The sequence below is a fragment of the Vibrio sp. SSH13-20 genome, from assembly GCF_040104475.1.
Taxonomy (GTDB): domain Bacteria; phylum Pseudomonadota; class Gammaproteobacteria; order Enterobacterales; family Vibrionaceae; genus Vibrio; species Vibrio harveyi.
This window is the reverse complement of record NZ_JBECOU010000004.1, coordinates 389,313-407,058: the sequence shown is the minus strand read 5'-3', so window position 1 is coordinate 407,058 and position 17,746 is coordinate 389,313. Positions and strand designations below refer to the sequence as shown.

The window sequence follows — 17,746 nt, the reverse complement described above, 5'->3', positions numbered from 1 at the left end:
ATGACCAAACCAATGATTCAAATCGCTCTAGACCAAACTAACCTAACTGACGCCGTGGCGGTTGCAAGCAATGTGCACAGCTATGTCGATGTGATTGAAGTGGGCACCATTCTCGCGTTCGCAGAAGGGATGAATGCAGTCTCGACGCTACGTAAGAACCATCCAGACCATATTCTGGTGTGTGATATGAAGACCACTGACGGCGGCGCGATTTTGTCTCGCATGGCGTTTGAAGCTGGCGCTGACTGGATTACGGTTTCAGCCGCAGCGCACATTGCGACCATCGAAGCGTGTAAAAAAGTGGCGGATGAGTTTAGCGGCGAAATCCAAATCGAAATCTACGGCAACTGGACGATGGAAGATGCGCAAGCGTGGGTGGATCTTGGCATCACTCAAGCGATTTATCACCGTTCTCGCGATGCAGAGTTGGCAGGGATTGGTTGGACAGACGCTGACATCAGCAAGATGCGTCAACTCTCTGAGCTAGGTATCGAGCTCTCTATCACGGGCGGTATCGTGCCAGAAGATATTTACCTGTTTGAAGGCATCAAAGCGAAAACCTTTATCGCAGGTCGCGCATTGGCGGGCGACAGAGGACAAGAGACCGCAGAAGCATTGAAAGCGCAAATCGACCGTTACTGGAACTAGGGGGCGACATGTATCAGAACCTACAACGTCATCGTGTTGGCTTGTATGAGAAAGCGTTGCCGAACGAGTTGAGTTGGGAAGAAAAACTCAGCGTGACCAAAGAGTTGGGCTTCGACTTTCTTGAGATCTCGGTGGATGAATCAGACGAGCGCCGCAGCCGCTTAGATTGGGACGACGAGACGATCTACGCCCTGCGTCACCAGTGCGAACGCTATGGTTTGCCACTGCAGTCGATGTGTTTGAGCGCGCACCGCAAGTTCCCGTTTGGTTCGGCTGATCCGAAGATACGAGAGCAAGCCGTGCTGCACATGGAAAAGGCGATCGCATTGGCGTACAAACTTGGCGTCCGTACCATTCAATTAGCTGGCTACGATGTGTATTACGAGCCAGCAAACCGTGCTACCCACTTGCGTTTTATTGAAGGGATGAAGGAAGCGGCGAAACTGGCTGAGCGTGCGGGAGTGATGCTTGCTGTTGAAATCATGGACACCGATTACCTCAACTCATTGAGCAAGTTTGAGGTGCTTAATCGCGAAGTGAATTCGCCGTATTTCACTGCTTATCCAGACGTGGGCAATATCTCTGGTTGGAACTATGACGTGTGTACTGAGCTGAAATTGAGTAAGCCACACATTACCCAAATCCACCTTAAAGACACTTATCGTGTGACGCCAGAATACAAAGGTCAGTTCCGCGATCTGGTGATTGGCGATGGTGAAGTGAACTTCGATGCCATCTTCCGCACACTCAAAGAGACAGACTGCGTTGTGCCACTGGTGATTGAGATGTGGGCGCAAGATGAACATTGGCGTGCGCACATTCAAACCGCCCAACAGCGCTTAAATCAAGCGTGTGATCATGCGGAATTGCCAAGGTTGTTTGCCGCATAATTCTCTTTAAACCGTATAAACACTTACATGCTCCGGTGCTCGTTATTGGGCACCCTTTTCCCATCGTGGGAACGTGCAGTTTTTAACCCTCGTGAAAACTGCACTCTTTCGTTTCATTGGTTGACTTACCATCAGGGTTGGCGCAAAGTTGCGCTTTGTCGTTATGAAACCCCGTTAATCTGAATGAAATTACTCCATCTGCAACTTTTCTGGTACGAAAAACATCACACCCTATTGGAGATGGAAGACCTGCCAATTCTCACCCCAGCGCAAGAACAAGAACTGCGTGAGTGGGCGAAAACACGCCGAAAAATTCTCAGCTACGAAGTGCATCAACAGCCTTGGGTAAAAGTGAACGTCGACGGTTTCTCATCGATTTTAGAGCTCAAACCAAATGGTACGCTGGTGGAAAAAGACTTGTTCAGCGAGCGTGGCTTACAGGGCTTATGGAAGGTCAGCGACGGCTTCTTGTTTATCAAAGTCATCAGCGGCGAATTCATCGTCGAATACCAAATTGTTGGTCACACCGAAAACAATGTGCACAGTGGTATCGAGTACATCAACGGCAAAATCAGTACCTACAGCAAGTTTGCCAAACTCGCGAATAATTAAGCCGATTCAATTCGATGTAGAGAAAGGAGCCAAAGTGCTCCTTTTTTGTTGTGGATAGAAAATCCCAACTATTCTTACTTCAAGCAATGAAATCAATGCGTTAATATCCAAGTCATTACCTTATTTCAAACAGTAGCAGGAGGCATGAATCGTGTCTGAAAAAATATCGACGTCGGCGCTGGCAAAAATGCGTCAGATAGAAGCCAAGCTGCTGTTTGCTGATCTGAAGCGCGCTGGCTACATCGTTCGCCAAGACGAGAAATGGATTTTGACCGAAGAGGGTGCCAAGTTTGGCGGTGAGTATGTCGATCACCCTAAATTTGGGCAGTTCATTGTTTGGCCGACCAACTTGCACATCGAGCTTGCCGCAACGTCTGGCAAAACCTACAGCGCAACCCAGTTGGGTGAGAAGCTGAAGCTCAATGCCAAACGCATGAACCAGCTGTTAAGTGAATTAGGTTGGATAAGCAAATCCGAAGAGGGTTGGAGCTTAACCGAAGCCGGAATCCGCGCTGGTGGGCAGCAGAGAACCGATAAAGAGTCGCAGAATACCTTTGTGGTGTGGCACGACGTAGTGCTGCGTAACAAGCGTCTTAAGCAGTCTGTGATTGAGTTTTTAGGTCAAGATGCCGAGTCCCATTCCACAGATAAGTCGTTTTCTAGTTTTCGCCAGAAGTTTGAAGCTAAGCATCGCACTTTAGACGGACATTATGTTCGTTCTAAAGGAGAACTGCTGATCGATAACTGGCTGTATTTGGCAGGGGTAGTACACGCTTATGAGCGTCAGCTGCCGATCGACCAAGACGTGACAAGCGATTTTTACCTTCCGGGTGGCAAAGTCTATCTGCAGTTTTGGGGCAGCGACACCGGTGAGATGTTAGAAGCGGAGCGAGAGAAGATTCGTGCGGTGTACGAGCAGCATAACTTCAACCTCATTGAGGTCGAACCGAGTGAGTTAGATAAACTCGATGAGGTATTACCAAAACGTCTGCGCCAGTTTGGTATTCAAGCTTATTAAACGCCTCGCTAACGGTAGTTTAAATTCCTACACCTTCAATCCTGCCAGTCTTTAAAAACGAAAAAACCCGTGATGACTCACGGGTTTTGTGTATTCAGCGTTTATCTTTGGTTGTTACCCGAAGGATTAGAAACCTTTGATGTTTTCCGCTTCTAGCTCAGAGAAGTACTTAACAGTTTTCACTTTAAGCTCTTGTTGTGAAGGCTCATCACAAACGATCACTGCTTTAGGGTGTAGTTGAAGTGCAGAAACCGTCCATAGGTGGTTTACGCTGCCTTCTACCGCTGCTTGTAGAGCAAGTGCTTTGTTGTGACCAGTTACTAGGATCATCACTTCTTCAGCGTCTAGTAGCGTGCCAACACCGATAGTTAGTGCGTACTTAGGAACTTGGTTGATGTCGCCATCGAAGAAACGAGAGTTCGCGATACGAGTGTCTTCAGTTAATGTCTTGATGCGAGTGCGAGAAGACAGAGAAGATGCTGGCTCGTTAAATGCGATGTGACCGTCGTTACCTACGCCGCCCATGAATAGGTTGATCTTGCCGTAAGACTTGATTTTGTCTTCGTAGCGTTGGCATTCCGCTTCGTGATCTTCCGCGTTACCGTTAAGAAGGTTGATGTTCGCTTCTTGGATGTTCACGTGGTTGAAGAAGTTGTTGTACATGAATGAACGGTATGATTCTGGGTGATCCGCAGGGATACCGATGTACTCGTCCATGTTGAAAGTCACAACGTGTTCGAAGCTCACTTCACCTGCTTGGTAAAGTTCGATCAATGCTTTGTAAGTTGCTAGAGGAGTGCCACCAGTAGGTAGACCCAGAACGAACGGACGCTCAGCAGTTGGTTTGAAGTCGTTGATGCGCTTAGCGATGTGTGCTGCTGCCCACTTGCCTACTTGTGCTGCTTGAGCTAACGGGATAAGTCTCATTTTGTGCCCCTAGTTATTGGAATTTAAGATGTCCTGAAACATTAATTCGCATTATAAAATAAGTGATGACGATCTGCTATTGTTTTAGGTCAAAATTTTGCTTTTTCTTTAACCAATGTTGCTTTTCTCAACAGTTTTCACGTTTGCTTCTTCCGATTACCCTCTTATATAGAGGGCGTTAGACTAGTTGATTAGCGTTTAAAATTTATGACTGAAAAAAAGTTTTTTGGCTGAATGAGCGAGCCAAATTGAACCGAGTTGCGTAGGAGAAGGGGAAGAAAAATGCCGAAGTTATGATCTCACGCAATCTATGGTGTGGCACGGCGTTTCTTCCTTAACCATACTTAAAGTGTGTTTATTGCTGAGGGAATCGCAATGAAAAACGACTTAGACGCAACCAAAGTGCTGCAAGCATACGAATGTGTGATGAACAACGGCACGCCTACCGAGTTTGGCAAGATGTATGAAGGGGTAGAAGCCTTTTCTGATTACGACGGCTATAACGTGTTTCTGAGAGGCAATGGCGTGGAGCTGAAGGTAGGCTTCCACAACACCTATCAGTTGGAGTATGACCAAGAGCATCTTAAAGACAGCTTCTTGAAGAAGGTCGCCATGTTGGCGAAGTGAGTGCTCGCCGGATAAATAGGTTTACTAAAAAATGAAAAAGCCCTTTGGTGAAACACCTCTGGGCTTTTGGAAAAGAAAAATTTTTGCAACTCCACAGAATGAAACACTCTGAGGATTAACCAAGCATTAAGGCTTGGCAGAGTCGGTTAATCGTCTTCTGCTAGGCTCTCTTCTGCGTAGTCATCTGACGCCTCTGGTTTGTTACGACCGTTTAGCGTGTGGAAGCGTTTGCGACCACGAGCTAACTGTGTGTATTTTAACCAAGTGCGCTCGATCTTAGTTTTCGCTTTGCCTGGGTTTTCCAGAACTTTTACGAAGTGTTTCTCTTCGCTGTTCTCAGGTGTCAACTCGCCTGACTCTAGGCCAAGCATAGTATCCCCATAAATTGTTAGGATTTCCTCTTCCGAAAGAGTAAAATCGCCAGACTTTGCAAAGCCGCGTGGGAATTTTACGTTGTCGTAAAAACGTTTTTTGCCATGACGAAATTCAGTGTCAGACATATCAACAGCCTCTGTAACCGTTATTGATGAATGTGATGAATTACGGCGAAAATTAGGCGCAAAGCTAACAAAAGAAAAACAAAACTTTTTTGTCGTCAAAATTTTAATTAGTTGTTAATCTGGTTTTATATTGACCAGGAGATGGTTTATGGATGTAAAGGTCTTTCGAACATTTTTAGAGCTGGCAAAGGTTCGTCACTTCGGACGAGCTGCTGAGAACTTGTACATTACTCAAGCCGCTGTGAGCGCACGCATCAAACAACTCGAAAGTTATTTCGATACGCAGTTGTTTATTCGTGATCGAAATAACATAAAGTTGACCTCCGCAGGTGAGCGTTTAATAGGCTATGCCGAGGTGATGGTCACCACTTTGCAGCAAGCCAAACTCGAATTATCCCTCGAAGATGGCAAAGCGTTGCAGCTCACCATGGGTGGTACGCCGAACATTTGGGATGCTTACCTGCAAAACTGCTTGAGTGTCGTAACGGACTCGTTTGGTGGTTACGGTTTTATGGCGGAAGTCATGGGACGTGAGATGCTAAGCCGCAGCCTGTTGGAACGTACACTCGATATGGCTTTCGCCTTCGATCAAATCAAAGCGGATGAGCTTAACTGCAAGAAAGTTGCTGATGTGGTGTTGGTGCTGGTGTCTACCGAACAAGATTCTCTTGATACGGTGTTTAACAAGAAATACGTTTACGTTGATTGGGGTACGCGCTTCGCTTCAGAGCACGCGGAACGTCACCCGAAAATCCCAGCGCCTTACCTTCGTACTTCTACCGCTCGTATCGCGTTAGACTTCGTTTTAGAGAAAGGTGGCAGCGCATACCTACCAGCGTCTCTGGTAGAGCCGTTTATTGCAAGCGGGCAGCTCCACAAGGTGTCTGGCGTAGAAGATTGGTACCGTCCTATCTATTTGAGCTATCGCAAAGCCAGCACGTCTGTAGAAGCGATTAAGCAGGTTGAAGAAATCGTAAAAGAGATTGACCCGTTAACGGCGTACAGTTTGCAGCAAATTGCGGACATTCCTGCAGACGAGTAATTTCTGCTTTTGCGATCCAGTGCAAAATTAAACGAAAACCCCTTGGTGTGATGCCAAGGGGTTTTTTGTATGGGTTTCCGGAAATGCCGATATGTTTATAAATAAGTCGCCTTCTTGAAGCGAGAGTTGTGGCACTGTGAAGGTCGTTTTTGCTCCCGTTTATGCCAGTTTCTGACGAAGTGTTTCATCCAATGCGGCTTTGCCTGCGCCAGAGAAAGCGAGAGAAACGCTTGCTGCCAGCAGTGCTAAACCAAACTCGTAACCGTTGTTCGACATAAACAAACCGTTTTCAAAGTGAACCGAGAAAATCGCGATCACCATGGTGAATGCTAAAGCCACGGCTGCTGGGCGGGTAAGCAGTCCAAGTAAGATGAACAAGCCGCCAAAAAACTCTGCACTGCCGGCTAAAAATGCCATCAGCATGCCAGGACCCAAACCAATCGATGCCATCCATTGACCTGTACCTTCAAGACCATAACCGCCAAACCAGCCAAAAAGTTTTTGTGCGCCGTGCGCCATAAAGATGATGCCGACTGGAATGCGAAGTGCGAGTGCGCTGTAACCCGCGTTTGAAGTGATGATTTTCTGTAGTAGTGTTTTCATGACTTTATCCTTTCTCGAATTTTTCTGATGAGGAGTGCTGACTCCCTTACTGTTGAAACCAGTGTAGGTAGGAGGAGAGAAAGAAAAAATTGGGGCAATTTGATGTTCTCGTTCGATAAATTCGATGGAACGTTTTTTTGTTTTTAAATACATTAACTTAAAATGTTAAAAGTATTTGTTTTTAGTGCTCATACGTGCTGGATTTGATCAAGGAATTGGTAAAATTTTGAATGACATTCTTTACTTTTGTTGGTCTTTTGGAAGGGCGTCTGTGTACTACGGGCAAAAAAAAGAACACAGGGGGCTGTGCTCTTTTGCTTTTACGATTAACAAGGGAGAAAGGAGTTTTTATAGATTCATTAAGCTTTCAAGCGAGTCTTCCACACTATGGTAGTGATAAGTGCGAATGTTCACACCATCAGTCGCATTGATTTGAATTTCTGAAATCTCGTTATCAGAGTCGCGTTCGATAATCCCTATCGAGTGCTCGACTGATTTACTGGTAATAACCTTGTGATTTCTAAGTACAATCACGCACGTATGTAAGTCCATGCCAATTCCCTTTAGCCGACGTTGTTGTGTTGTTCTGATCTAACTTTAGTGCACAAATTTACTAATGCCAAAATTTCTCAATATTGAGTTCCGAAAATGGCTAATCTACAGTAACTCCTCGTTCTACAATGAAGTTATACCGATCGAGTGGCGAGCAAGTTACCCACTCGTTAAACACCCACTGTGTACGCAAGGACAGCACTATGCTCATCCACCCACACACATCGTTGACCTTTGAACAATGCCAAAAAGCACGCATGGCACGTGACAGCCGTTTTGATGGGCGCTTTTACATTGCAGTGAAAACGACAGGGATCTTCTGCCGCCCGATCTGTCCAGCCAATTTGCCCAAAGAGGAAAACGTCGAGTACTTCACTGACAAGACGCAAGCTTTGAAGGCAGGTTATCGTCCGTGTTTGCGTTGTCGCCCGGACAGTGCGCCAGGATCATGGGCTTGGAAAGGGGTTGAAACCACATTCCAACGTGCGATCAAAATGATCGATCAAGGCGAGTTACATCATCACTCCCTTGCAGATCTCTCCGATCGTCTTGGGATCTCGGATCGTTACTTGCGCATGCTGTTCGAGCAATATTTGGGGATGTCACCTAAGCAATATGCGCAGTATCAGCAATTGATGTTTGCCAAACAGCTTCTGCATTCGAGTTCGATGTCAGTCACCGAAGTCGGTTTTGCCGCGGGTTTTAACAGCACTCGACGCTTCAATGATGCGTTCCAAAAGATCCTTCAGCTAACGCCTTCTCAAGTGCGTAGAAAGGAGTTTGATGGCGTAGGGACGAATCGAATCGTGCTCCCTTATCGCGGCGCTTTGCACTGGCAACACATGCTCGACTTTTATCGTCTGCGTGCGATTGAAGGAATGGAGCAAGTCACACAAGACGCATACCAGCGCAATGTTCTACTTGATGATTGCCATGCACGATTTAAGGTCACTCAAGGGGAGGGTTACCTTGAGATGGAGTTCGACATTGAAGACGTCACTAAATTGCAGAATTTGGTGTCTGGAGTGCGTCGCATGTTCGACCTTGATGCGGATATTTGCACGGTGGAGCAGCACCTTAATTACATCGCGCCAGGGTTGGTGAAAACCCAAGGGATTCGCATTCCGGGCGTCTGGAGTGCGTGGGAAGCCGGTGTACGCGCTGTGTTGGGGCAGCAAGTGTCGGTCAAAGCGGCTATCGGACAACTTAATTTGTTGGTAGAAACGCTCAGTAACGATCAGCAAGCGCGCCACTTTCCAACGCCAGAAGCCATTGCGAATGCCGATGTTAGCTTCTTGCGTATGCCGCAAAGCCGTAAAGACACACTCGTGCGATTTGCTCAGTACGTGCAGCAAAACCCAGAAGCCGATCCGCAGCAATGGCTGGAATTAAAGGGCATTGGTCCGTGGACGGTGAGCTATGCGCAACTGCGTGGCCAATCTCAGCCCGATTGTTTTTTAGATAAAGACTTGGTGGTGAAGAAAGCCATGCCAAACTATCCGTCTTTGAATGCTCATACTGCGTCGCCTTGGGGCAGTTACGCGACTTTTCACTTATGGAATCAATCATGAAATCACTTTATACGGTAATGCCAAGTCCGTTAGGCGCTGTGACCATTCAAGCTAACGATCAAGGTTTGCTGGGAATTTGGTTTGAAACGTGTACCACCAAACCAGACGAGTTGGGTGAGCGTGATGATCAACATGCAGTGCTCAGCCAGACTGTTACTCAATTGGAAGAATACTTTGCTGGGCTGCGTAACGAATTCGACTTGCCCCTTGCAGCGACAGGTACGGCTTTCCAAACTCAAGTTTGGGATGCGCTAACGACCATTCCTTACGGTGAGACATGGAGCTACCAAGATCTGGCAAATGCCATCGGTAATCCCAAAGCGGTACGTGCGGTGGGGCTGGCGAATGGTAAAAATCCGATTTCGATTGTGGTGCCATGCCATCGTGTGATCGGCAAAAGTGGCAAGCTTACGGGCTATGCAGGCGGGGTAGAGCGAAAGCAACGATTACTCGCATTGGAGAAGGGCACGCCACTTTAAGTGAGACCATTCTCAGAATCCGGCAAGGTTTATCTTATTTGGCTAAATTTTGTGTAGGGTTGTTGTGCTAATAAACAATCCAGAGCAATGAAAAAGGATAATAAGGATATGTCTTTCAATACGGATTTTGATGCATTCATAAACCAAAGTTGGCAGCAGCATGAAGCGCAGCCACAACAAACATACACTCAATTAGAACAAGCGCTTGGCGAGGTGGAAGACACTAACCATGCTGAGCGCATCTTACCCTTGATGCTGCACACTTCAATCGGTCATCTGCACGACCCAAGCCAGTTTCTCTCCAGTTTAGATAAGCTCGAAAATGGCGTAGCGACTCAGTGTCTAGCGCGTCAGAGAGCCAAAGCCGTTGCACAGTACTTCGTTGATCAAAATACAGACCCGATTACGGATCTAGATGATGTCGATCAGCGTCGCGTGTTTGCTCAAATTGCTAACGAGCTGTCAGCAATGAATGAACTAGAGCAAGCGAGCACGTGGTTAGCAAAAGCAGCCAACGGTATAGATTCAGATCAAGCTGCCGAGCCTTTAGCGCGTTCAATTGCCATTACGGGTAACAACCTTGCCTGCCAATATGAAGAGCTTGAAACACGCTCTGAAGCGCAAGCAGAACACATGCTAGAGGCTGCTACATTGGCGCTGGAGTATTGGAAGGTAGCGGGAGGTTGGATGCAAGAAGAGCGTGCAGAATATCGCTTAGCCATGAGTTTGCTCAAAGCAGGAAACCCACTCAAAGCTAAAGTGCACGCTGATCGCTGTGAAGCAATCTGTCGACAAAATGGAGAGGACGCTTTTGAGCTTTTCTACGCGCATGATTTATTGATGGTGGTGCACTACCACTTAAGCCAAGCGAGTAAGCAAAAACTGACTGCGGATGACCAGAAGTATTGTGAGAACTCACCATTGGCGTAGCTAGAATACGTGAGAATAGAAAGTAGCAAATAACGGCTTGAACCTAATAACAAAAAGGCAGTTAAGCCCACTCAATTGGGATTAACTGCCTTCTGTTTTCTACTATGCCCAAGCGACTTCAAACGCAGGTTTCAAATCAAGTGATTCTCACTTAACTAAGCATCCGAGGTGACCTAGGTATACAAGGAATTAGTTGCCTTGATTTTGGCTTTGAAGCTTCTCTTTTGCTTCTTCAACTTTTGAGAAATCCAATCCCAACTCATCCACCGCTTCTTTGATTAGCACTGGGTTTTGCATCACTTGCGCCATCAGCATTTGTAGTTTGTCTTGTGGTAGACCTAGCTGGCTGATTGTTGCCATTGCCGCAAGAGGGTTTTGGGTCAGAGTCTGAAAAATCTCGTTGATTTGTTCGTCGCTGATATTGTTCTCTTTCAACAGCGCAATAATCGGGTTCATCGCATTTCCTTTTAATCACAGAATGAAATAGAACCCGAGTTTATCATTTGGCTGGGTTTGGTTGAACTAAGAACTGCTCGCGAAAGCATTTGTTGGTTCTACCGCGCGTTTCCGGTAATTGAATAACATGCTCAAGCTGATCACCGCGGTGAAAGACTCTGCGAAGAGAATGCTTGCCCAAATACCGTTGTGGGGGAAGAACTTAGGCAGTATCAAAACACCCAACGCAACAAAAACAAACCCTCGGCTCAATGAAATGAGTGTTGCTTGCTTTGGTTTGGCAATGGCTTGGAACAAATTAGCAATCACCATGTTTAACCCCATCAAAGGCACGCCGAAGAAGTAGAAGGTGAGTGCAGTCGCGGCAAGTGGGATCAAGTCGTTGCTGTTACCTAAGTACACCGATGCAATTATGGGTGCCAATAACCAAATCCCCATTAGGAAGACGGTGCCGCTACCAATTGCCGTTTTTAACCCTAGTTTTAAGATCTCATCAATGCGCTCTGGGCGATCTGCGCCGTGGTTAAAGCTGATGATTGGCTGACACGCTTGCGCGATGCCGACCATGACAAAGAGGGCGAACACACCGACGTTCGTAGTCAAGCCGTAGGCAATGATATGACTCTCACCAAATTGAGTCAGTAAGACATAATTAAACAAAACAATGGTCATTGCAGACGTGACTTCGATAAAGAATGTCGGTGTACCGATGCTTAAAATTTCTTTGGTTTTGCTGAATCCGATGCCTTTTAAGCTCAGTACCAAAGCGCCTTTCTTTTGCACAAAGTGAGTCAACAAAATCAGTGCGATGACCGCTTGAGCTATGGCGGTGCCGTAAGCCGCCCCTTTCATCCCCATGTTCATCTCGATGATAAATAGGTAATCAAATGCAAGATTAGTAATGGCACCAATCGACATGGCATAGGTTGCCAATTTGGGGTTGGTGTCGTTACGCACAAAGCAAGACAGTACCCAAGCGAGGGAATAGAGAGTAAAAAACGGCAACAGTACAACAAGGTAATCATGAGCAAGCTGAGCCAAGTTGCCTGAAGCGCCCATCAAGGCAATCAATTCATCTAACCAAATGAGAGCGAGCGTCACCGTGATAGTGGATAGCAAAGTGGTAATCAACATGGATTGGCTAAACCACATTTGGCTGGACTCGGAGTTGCCTTTACCAATTTCGATCGACATTTTTGCGGCGCCACCAATGCCAACCATCATGGCGATGGCAGTAAAAATCGAAAACGGTGGAATGACTAAGGCAATAGCGCCAAGTCCATCGGGACCAACACCCAAACCGATAAATAACGCATCGCCCATGATGAACAAAGATTTGATCACCATGCCAGTGAGAGCAGGCCACAGGTACTGATAAAAGGATTTTGAAATGGGATCAGTTTTTAGATTGATAGCCATGGAATAGAAAAATACCCGAATGTGGTGGATTTATGTTCGGGTATTATCAGTACATTCAAGCGTGGCGAAAAGGGATTATCCGCCCATTATATTGCACTATCTAAACATCGTAGACGAAATTCCGCTGGTGTTTCTCCTTTTTGTTTCCGATAGAAGCGGCTGAAATAGGCAGGGTCATCAAAGCCTAATTCAAATGCTATGGTCTTGACGGTTTTCGTCGAAAACACCAGTTCTCGGTTGGCTTCTAATATGATTCGGTCATGAATCAGTTGCGTGACCGTCTTGCCTCTGTCGGCTTTCACTAATTCGTTTAGACGTTTGCTGGTGAGAGCTAAGGCATCGGAGTAGAACTGGCATTTCTTTTGTTCGCGATAATGCAGCTCAATTAATTCGGTCAACTGTACGATGCGAGCGTCTTTCTGCTCACCTTTTTGAGACGGTGTTTTAGCAAAGCGCAATGCATAGCGTAGAAAGCTGTTGATGAGTGATTCGACAAGATCCCAATCACAATCCTCTCTTTCACATTCTTCTTTGATTAGGGTGTAAATTGATTCTAGGTAGGGAAAACTCTCTTCGCTACAATCGAGGTACGGCGCTCGATCAATCGTAGAAAATACGCTATTCACCAACTGCGTGCTGCGTGGATTGGTTTCAGCAAAGCCGGGACGGAATATCAACATGCGAATGTTTTTACCCATGAGCTCGGAATGGTGAACCTGCCCTGGTGAAATGGTAAATAAGCGACCAAGGCGGTTTTGGTATTCGACGAAATCGATGCTCTGCGTTCCGCTATTATCCAAGCACCAGACAATCTCCCAGTACTCGTGGCGATGTGGCTCGATGTATGGGTCTTCTTGGATGTCTGAAAATTCAAGCGCTCGACACGGCTCACCTAAAATGAGTCGCACTTGTCGGATTGGCGAAATCATATTGCTCATGAGGGTATTCAATAGCTCTTGGGGATGATGATTTCATCATTATGAATCGAATAATCAAGATTGTGCACGGAAATTTTTGTGCTCAGTAGCCGGTGAGTTCCATATAACCAGTCCCAGAATGAGAGCCATCAATACGCACCGGGCCTTCCCAATAAGGCACCGAAAGCGGCATTTTCGCGTTCGGGTTGAGTGCAGAAATTGTAAGCTCGATTTGCTGCTTAGGAATCGACACTTGCCACTGGGTTGGATAATTGCGACCTTGGATATCTGTTTGATTGGTTGCCTCTAACTGAATGTCTTTTTGAGAAATGGCGATGCCAGAACCATCTTGCTGCATCAGCCTTGCGCTGGAGTAACTGGCTTGACCGGTTTTGGAATCCCGCAACTGGAACACCACCAAGCTGGTGTCGTCACTCAATCTTAGGGCAAACCAGTCCCAGCCTTGTTGTGAGTCGAGTAAGAATTGCGAGCTCCACTCTCGATCTATCCAACCTTTGCCCGACACTTGATGAGTTTTGCCGTCGATCGTGACTTCACCGGAGACATCAATAAACGGTTGGCTGTAGTAATACGAAGCCACCTGACCATCGGCACTTTTGGTGCTGTAACCTTGCTCGCCTTGTTTTTGATAAGGTGCGTGGCTAGTAAGCGTCAACGAATAGCCAAACTGTTCGGAGTTCGCCTTCAATGTGGCAGGGAAGAGATCGGTGGTTGAAGAAGTCCACTGCCAATCATCGAGATAAACCCGAAATGGTGAAGTGTCGACGCCGGCTAGAGAGGCTTGATCGCGTGACCATTTTTCATCGGCGTAGTGTTTGTCGGTTGTGGTGACCGCGCTGTGTGCCATGAAGATTTGCTGAGTCTGCCATTCGGTTTTCTTTACGTCATCTTCGCCCTTTGGCGGTGGCGGCGGTGCAGCAGCAAAGCGAAATTGTGTCCATTGGACGCCAAGTGGGTTGCTGTCTTCATCAATTAAGTTAGCGGTTAAGTACCACCATTCATGACGAAAATTCGGGTGCGCTTGATGGTCTGCTGGGAAGGTGAGTTCAACCCCTTTTTCCACGGGTGTGAATGGGTTGCTCTCGCTTTGCGTGTCTCCACTGCCCAACAATGCGCCCATATTTTGTGTGCTCATATTTTTTTGTTGGGGATCTTCACAACCGAACAGGAACAGACTGCTTATGAGTAGAGTAAGTTTGCTTGCTAATCGAACCATCACAACACCTCGCTTTGCAAACTGGACACGACAGGCTTGCTGACTAATCGCCACAGCGGAATCAAGGTCGCAATCACTGCCACCAAGATGGTGATCGCCGCAATGCTCAGCGCATCACTCCAATTCCACAGATAATTTAGGCTCCAACCAAAAGCGCGCAAGGTGACGATGTCTGTCAGCACATAACCCACCATGGCTCCGAGGGGTAGGGCGATAACCAGAGTAAAACTGACCAAAGCGACGATCTGTCCGACCACCATGGTCATTAATTTTCGACGGCTGACGCCAAGTGCATATAGCCTTGCGATGGCGGCTTTGCGCGCGTCGAGCAACATGAAACAAGCACTGAACAAACCAATCACCGCGACCATCAACGTCACGCCGTTGAGTGCGCGTGTAATGGCGAAGGTCTGCGAGAAAATATCCAACGCGATGGATTTGATTTGCGCCTGATCGTAGAGCTGACTTGGATGCAGATTCAGTTGCTCGCGCAGTTGGTCGTATACGATTTGTGGGTCACCAGATACTTTAATGCCAAGGCTTGTTGGCAGGTCGGTAAAGCCACTCTCTTGCCATAATTTGGGTGCCAATAACACTTCACCATTGGGTGAACCGTAATCGTGAAATATCGCCCCCACAAGCAGGTTCTTATTTGGAACAGCATCAAGTGTGAGCTCGCTACCCAGTGATAAACCCAATTTGACCGCGGTTGGTTCACTGATGGCGACTAATTCACCTTGGTAAAAGCGGGACCAGAAGTTCTCCAAATGCGATTTGAACACCATGGTTTGCTCTAAGGTGTCTTTGTCTTTGGTGCCAAGCAAAATCGGTAAGCCTTTCAGGTTATCGTCGACGTAGTATTGCTTGTAGACGGTCTCAACATTGTCGAACTGTCCTAATGCGCGCTCTACATCTGCGATTTCCCCTTGGGCAGGGCTGACGTAAATATCGGCGTGCAGTCTTTGTTCTAACCACTGTTTTAGGGTGGATTCAAAGCTGCCCACTAAGGTGTTCATCCCCATATTGGCTGTAACAGCGAGTAGCAGTGCCATCATGGCGAGAGAAAGCGGAGAAATCAGCTCGCGCAGCTCAGCAAACAGATACTGCATCAAACCGGAAGTGGTGCGCTTTTCACACCAATTGGCTAAGACGCTGAGTGTTTTAGGTAGATACAAAGGAATCGACACCACAAGCACGCCGAGCCACGCCATGGTAAAGCGATGATGCTCACTCAGCCATAACCCTGCAAGTGCGAGAGCCGTCAACGCAGCACCTATCAAGAACAATTGGTTTTCGTTAGAGGCTTCAGGTGCTTGATAAAATCCGCCATGAGAGGAAAGCGGCTGGCGCACTCGCTGTTTAAAATGCTGCCAACATGCCAATATGGTTGCGGCTAATGTGAGCAGCAGGGCTTGCGCCCACCATTGCCATTGCCAAGTGCCGGGCAGCAGTGTCGCACCATAAAGTTGTTCTAGAGTCAGTGCTACGGTCGGATGCAACCAATGGCTGAGCTGTATGCCCAATACAAAACCGAGGGAAGCACCGATGGTAACGAGAAGAGAGAGTTCAACTAACAGCGCAGAGAACACAATGCTCGGCGCAACACCTGCCTGTTGGATTTGTACTAACAGACGATTGCGTTTCAGCAAACTGTATTTTACGCCGTTGTAGGCAATGAACAGCCCGACTAAAAAGGCAAGTAAGCTCATTGCTGTGAGATTGAGGTGAAAGCTGTCGGTCAGCGAGCCAAGGTCTGTGCTTTGATTGTTGGAAATCCATTGCCCTTGATCGCCAATCAGCTTCTGCCAATTTGCTTGCGTGTCTTTATTCCCTTTATCACCCGAGTGGAAAACCGCAATGTAACTGAGCTGTCCTTGTTTATTGAGCAGTTGCTGGGCAAAGCCAATGTCCATCAACATTCGGCTACCTAACTGCCATTCGTCGGGTAGCACCACCACTTGGGTTGGAATGTCGTCCAGAGTTAGGGTTTCTACCTCTCCTAAGTTTTGATGTTGAGATTGACTCATCATCACGATTGGCTTGCCGGCTAAAAGCTCAGGCAAAGGTAAAGCACTGTCGAACAAAGAGACGTTCTGTTGGTTTTCTGATGACTTTCCGTTTGCAGAATACCGAGAACGTGAAGAGATAGCGGCAATCAACTCGCTGCCTTGTACTGACCAACGACGCCCTTGTTCATCTCTCACTCGCCCTTCGATTACAGGTAGTGCTGCACTGAGCCCGTTTTGTCTAAGGGTGAAGTAGAGCGATTCAGGCAGATAGTTTTGCCCTGCTGGTGGAATAATTAAGTTCTGAGCTTGTGCGCTAAGCTGCTCGGTAGATTCCGCATAACTGCGCTTGGCATTGAGGTTGATGGCTTGTACCGCAACAAACAAGGTCACAGCCAACACGATACCGATCAGAATCGCGGCGGCTTGCAGTGGTGCCTGCCGATAGTGCGCCGCAAACAGATTCAGGGCGAGTCGAGTATGCGTGAATCTGGTGTTTTGGAGCTTAGCTTGCTTCATGGTGAAGCTCATGTTTGTTTACTTGATGACTGTTCTGTAGCTGATTATTATCCAATCGCAGCCGTGTTTTCATAAACTCAGCGCAGTCAGGACTGTGGGTGACTAACAGCACTGCCGTATTGCCTTGGGTGGTGATTTCACTCAGTAGTTTCATCACTTCCAAACCAGCTTTTTGGTCGAGGTTACCTGTGGGTTCATCAGCAAGCAGCAGTTTAGGTTTGTGGGCTAATGCGCGCGCAATCGCAACTCGTTGTTGTTGACCACCGGAAAGGGCAGAAACATGTCTATCGAGCAGTTGGCTGATGCCCAGAGTCTCGACCAAGTAATCGCACCAGTCGTTCCATTTCTGTTGATTCAAATGCAGAGGGAAGGCGATGTTTTGCTGCACGTTGAGCGGCGTTAACAGATTGAATTGCTGGAAGATAACACCGAGCTTTTGGTGTCGAAATCGGCTCCATTGTGGGTCTTTCCAAGTCGCCGTGTTATCGCCATCTAACCACAACTCACCTTCGGAAATCGGCTCAAAGCCAGCGATGATATTGAGTAGGGTACTTTTGCCGCTACCACTGGCGCCCGTTAGCGCAACACTCGCTCCTGTGTTCAACGTAAAGTCGACGCCTTCCAACACGCGATGTGTCTCTTTACCATCGACAAAGCTTTTACTCGCATGTTTAAGTGTGACAAGTGGGCTTTCCATTTCCTCTCCTTGTGTTCAAAGGTGTCGTTTCTTTTGGCAATGGTTATTACAGTAAGTTCTATAGAAACTTTAGACAACAATAAGATAAAAACAGCG

General features: G+C 47.2%; 19 protein-coding genes. 9 read left to right on the top strand and 10 right to left on the bottom strand.

Features of this window, described 5'->3' with window-relative positions; translation table 11 throughout:
- The 4 genes from ABMY42_RS13905 (at position 1) to ABMY42_RS13890 (ending at position 3,168) form a co-directional block, all read left to right on the top strand.
- A complete protein-coding gene (locus ABMY42_RS13905) occupies positions 1 to 648 on the top strand; it encodes a 3-keto-L-gulonate-6-phosphate decarboxylase UlaD (protein WP_045415095.1) in 648 nt (215 codons plus the stop codon).
- 8 nt (positions 649 to 656) lie between these two features.
- Positions 657 to 1,538 carry an L-ribulose-5-phosphate 3-epimerase gene (locus ABMY42_RS13900; protein WP_187993373.1) on the top strand — a complete coding sequence of 294 codons (882 nt, stop codon included), beginning with the start codon at positions 657 to 659 and terminating at the stop codon, positions 1,536 to 1,538.
- Positions 1,539 to 1,721: 183 nt separating this feature from the next.
- Positions 1,722 to 2,150: a hypothetical protein gene (locus ABMY42_RS13895; RefSeq protein ID WP_005434695.1), complete on the top strand. Its 429-nt coding sequence runs from the start codon at positions 1,722 to 1,724 to the stop codon at positions 2,148 to 2,150.
- Positions 2,151 to 2,301: 151 nt separating this feature from the next.
- A complete protein-coding gene (locus ABMY42_RS13890; RefSeq protein ID WP_009706731.1) occupies positions 2,302 to 3,168 on the top strand; it encodes a phage antirepressor KilAC domain protein in 867 nt (288 codons plus the stop codon).
- Positions 3,169 to 3,294: 126 nt separating this feature from the next.
- On the opposite strand, the gene nagB is transcribed toward ABMY42_RS13890, so the two are convergent.
- On the bottom strand, positions 3,295 to 4,095 hold the full coding sequence (gene nagB, locus ABMY42_RS13885) for a glucosamine-6-phosphate deaminase (protein WP_005448902.1): 801 nt from the start codon (positions 4,093 to 4,095) through the stop codon (positions 3,295 to 3,297).
- A gap of 375 nt (positions 4,096 to 4,470) precedes the next feature.
- On the opposite strand from nagB, the gene ABMY42_RS13880 reads away from it, so the two are divergent.
- Positions 4,471 to 4,722: a DUF3081 domain-containing protein gene (locus tag ABMY42_RS13880; protein ID WP_009706732.1), complete on the top strand. Its 252-nt coding sequence runs from the start codon at positions 4,471 to 4,473 to the stop codon at positions 4,720 to 4,722.
- A 146-nt stretch (positions 4,723 to 4,868) separates the two neighbouring features.
- Here the strand turns inward: ABMY42_RS13880 and ABMY42_RS13875 are convergent, their stop codons facing one another.
- A complete protein-coding gene (locus ABMY42_RS13875; RefSeq protein ID WP_005434702.1) occupies positions 4,869 to 5,222 on the bottom strand; it encodes a DUF413 domain-containing protein in 354 nt (117 codons plus the stop codon).
- A 148-nt stretch (positions 5,223 to 5,370) separates the two neighbouring features.
- Here ABMY42_RS13875 and ABMY42_RS13870 point away from each other — a divergent pair, with 148 nt between their 5' ends.
- Positions 5,371 to 6,264: a LysR family transcriptional regulator gene (locus ABMY42_RS13870; RefSeq protein ID WP_009696587.1), complete on the top strand. Its 894-nt coding sequence runs from the start codon at positions 5,371 to 5,373 to the stop codon at positions 6,262 to 6,264.
- Positions 6,265 to 6,423: 159 nt separating this feature from the next.
- On the opposite strand, the gene ABMY42_RS13865 is transcribed toward ABMY42_RS13870, so the two are convergent.
- Together ABMY42_RS13865 and ABMY42_RS13860 are read right to left on the bottom strand one after the other, a co-directional pair.
- Positions 6,424 to 6,867, bottom strand: coding sequence for a DoxX family protein (locus ABMY42_RS13865; protein WP_050907248.1), 444 nt, complete (start codon positions 6,865 to 6,867; stop codon positions 6,424 to 6,426).
- Between the two features lie 348 nt (positions 6,868 to 7,215).
- A complete protein-coding gene (locus ABMY42_RS13860; RefSeq protein WP_009706735.1) occupies positions 7,216 to 7,419 on the bottom strand; it encodes a hypothetical protein in 204 nt (67 codons plus the stop codon).
- A 203-nt stretch (positions 7,420 to 7,622) separates the two neighbouring features.
- Here ABMY42_RS13860 and ABMY42_RS13855 point away from each other — a divergent pair, with 203 nt between their 5' ends.
- From ABMY42_RS13855 to ABMY42_RS13845, 3 genes are all read left to right on the top strand, one after another.
- Complete coding sequence (locus ABMY42_RS13855) at positions 7,623 to 8,990, top strand: AlkA N-terminal domain-containing protein (RefSeq protein WP_349266444.1); 1,368 nt, start codon at positions 7,623 to 7,625, stop codon at positions 8,988 to 8,990.
- Positions 8,987 to 9,469 (top strand): methylated-DNA--[protein]-cysteine S-methyltransferase, encoded by a 483-nt coding sequence (locus ABMY42_RS13850; RefSeq protein ID WP_009696589.1) that lies wholly within the window; start codon positions 8,987 to 8,989, stop codon positions 9,467 to 9,469. Before ABMY42_RS13855 ends, ABMY42_RS13850 begins: the two co-directional genes overlap by 4 nt.
- A gap of 108 nt (positions 9,470 to 9,577) precedes the next feature.
- The gene (locus ABMY42_RS13845; RefSeq protein WP_050907250.1) at positions 9,578 to 10,399 is read left to right on the top strand and encodes a hypothetical protein; all 822 of its coding nucleotides are present in this window, start codon (positions 9,578 to 9,580) and stop codon (positions 10,397 to 10,399) included.
- A gap of 189 nt (positions 10,400 to 10,588) precedes the next feature.
- Here ABMY42_RS13845 and ABMY42_RS13840 read toward each other — a convergent pair whose 3' ends face one another.
- The 6 genes from ABMY42_RS13840 to ABMY42_RS13815 form a co-directional block, all read right to left on the bottom strand.
- Positions 10,589 to 10,855, bottom strand: coding sequence for a DUF2999 family protein (locus ABMY42_RS13840; protein WP_005448923.1), 267 nt, complete (start codon positions 10,853 to 10,855; stop codon positions 10,589 to 10,591).
- Between the two features lie 66 nt (positions 10,856 to 10,921).
- The gene (locus tag ABMY42_RS13835; protein WP_349266443.1) at positions 10,922 to 12,274 is read right to left on the bottom strand and encodes an MATE family efflux transporter; all 1,353 of its coding nucleotides are present in this window, start codon (positions 12,272 to 12,274) and stop codon (positions 10,922 to 10,924) included.
- Positions 12,275 to 12,360: 86 nt separating this feature from the next.
- Positions 12,361 to 13,212: a helix-turn-helix domain-containing protein gene (locus ABMY42_RS13830; RefSeq protein WP_349266442.1), complete on the bottom strand. Its 852-nt coding sequence runs from the start codon at positions 13,210 to 13,212 to the stop codon at positions 12,361 to 12,363.
- A gap of 82 nt (positions 13,213 to 13,294) precedes the next feature.
- Positions 13,295 to 14,428 carry a lipocalin-like domain-containing protein gene (locus ABMY42_RS13825; RefSeq protein WP_349266441.1) on the bottom strand — a complete coding sequence of 378 codons (1,134 nt, stop codon included), beginning with the start codon at positions 14,426 to 14,428 and terminating at the stop codon, positions 13,295 to 13,297.
- On the bottom strand, positions 14,428 to 16,953 hold the full coding sequence (locus ABMY42_RS13820; protein ID WP_349266440.1) for an ABC transporter permease: 2,526 nt from the start codon (positions 16,951 to 16,953) through the stop codon (positions 14,428 to 14,430). The genes ABMY42_RS13825 and ABMY42_RS13820 overlap by 1 nt, the downstream gene beginning before the upstream one ends.
- Positions 16,940 to 17,650, bottom strand: coding sequence for an ABC transporter ATP-binding protein (locus ABMY42_RS13815; RefSeq protein WP_349266439.1), 711 nt, complete (start codon positions 17,648 to 17,650; stop codon positions 16,940 to 16,942). The genes ABMY42_RS13820 and ABMY42_RS13815 overlap by 14 nt, the downstream gene beginning before the upstream one ends.
- Positions 17,651 to 17,746: the final 96 nt, after the last annotated feature.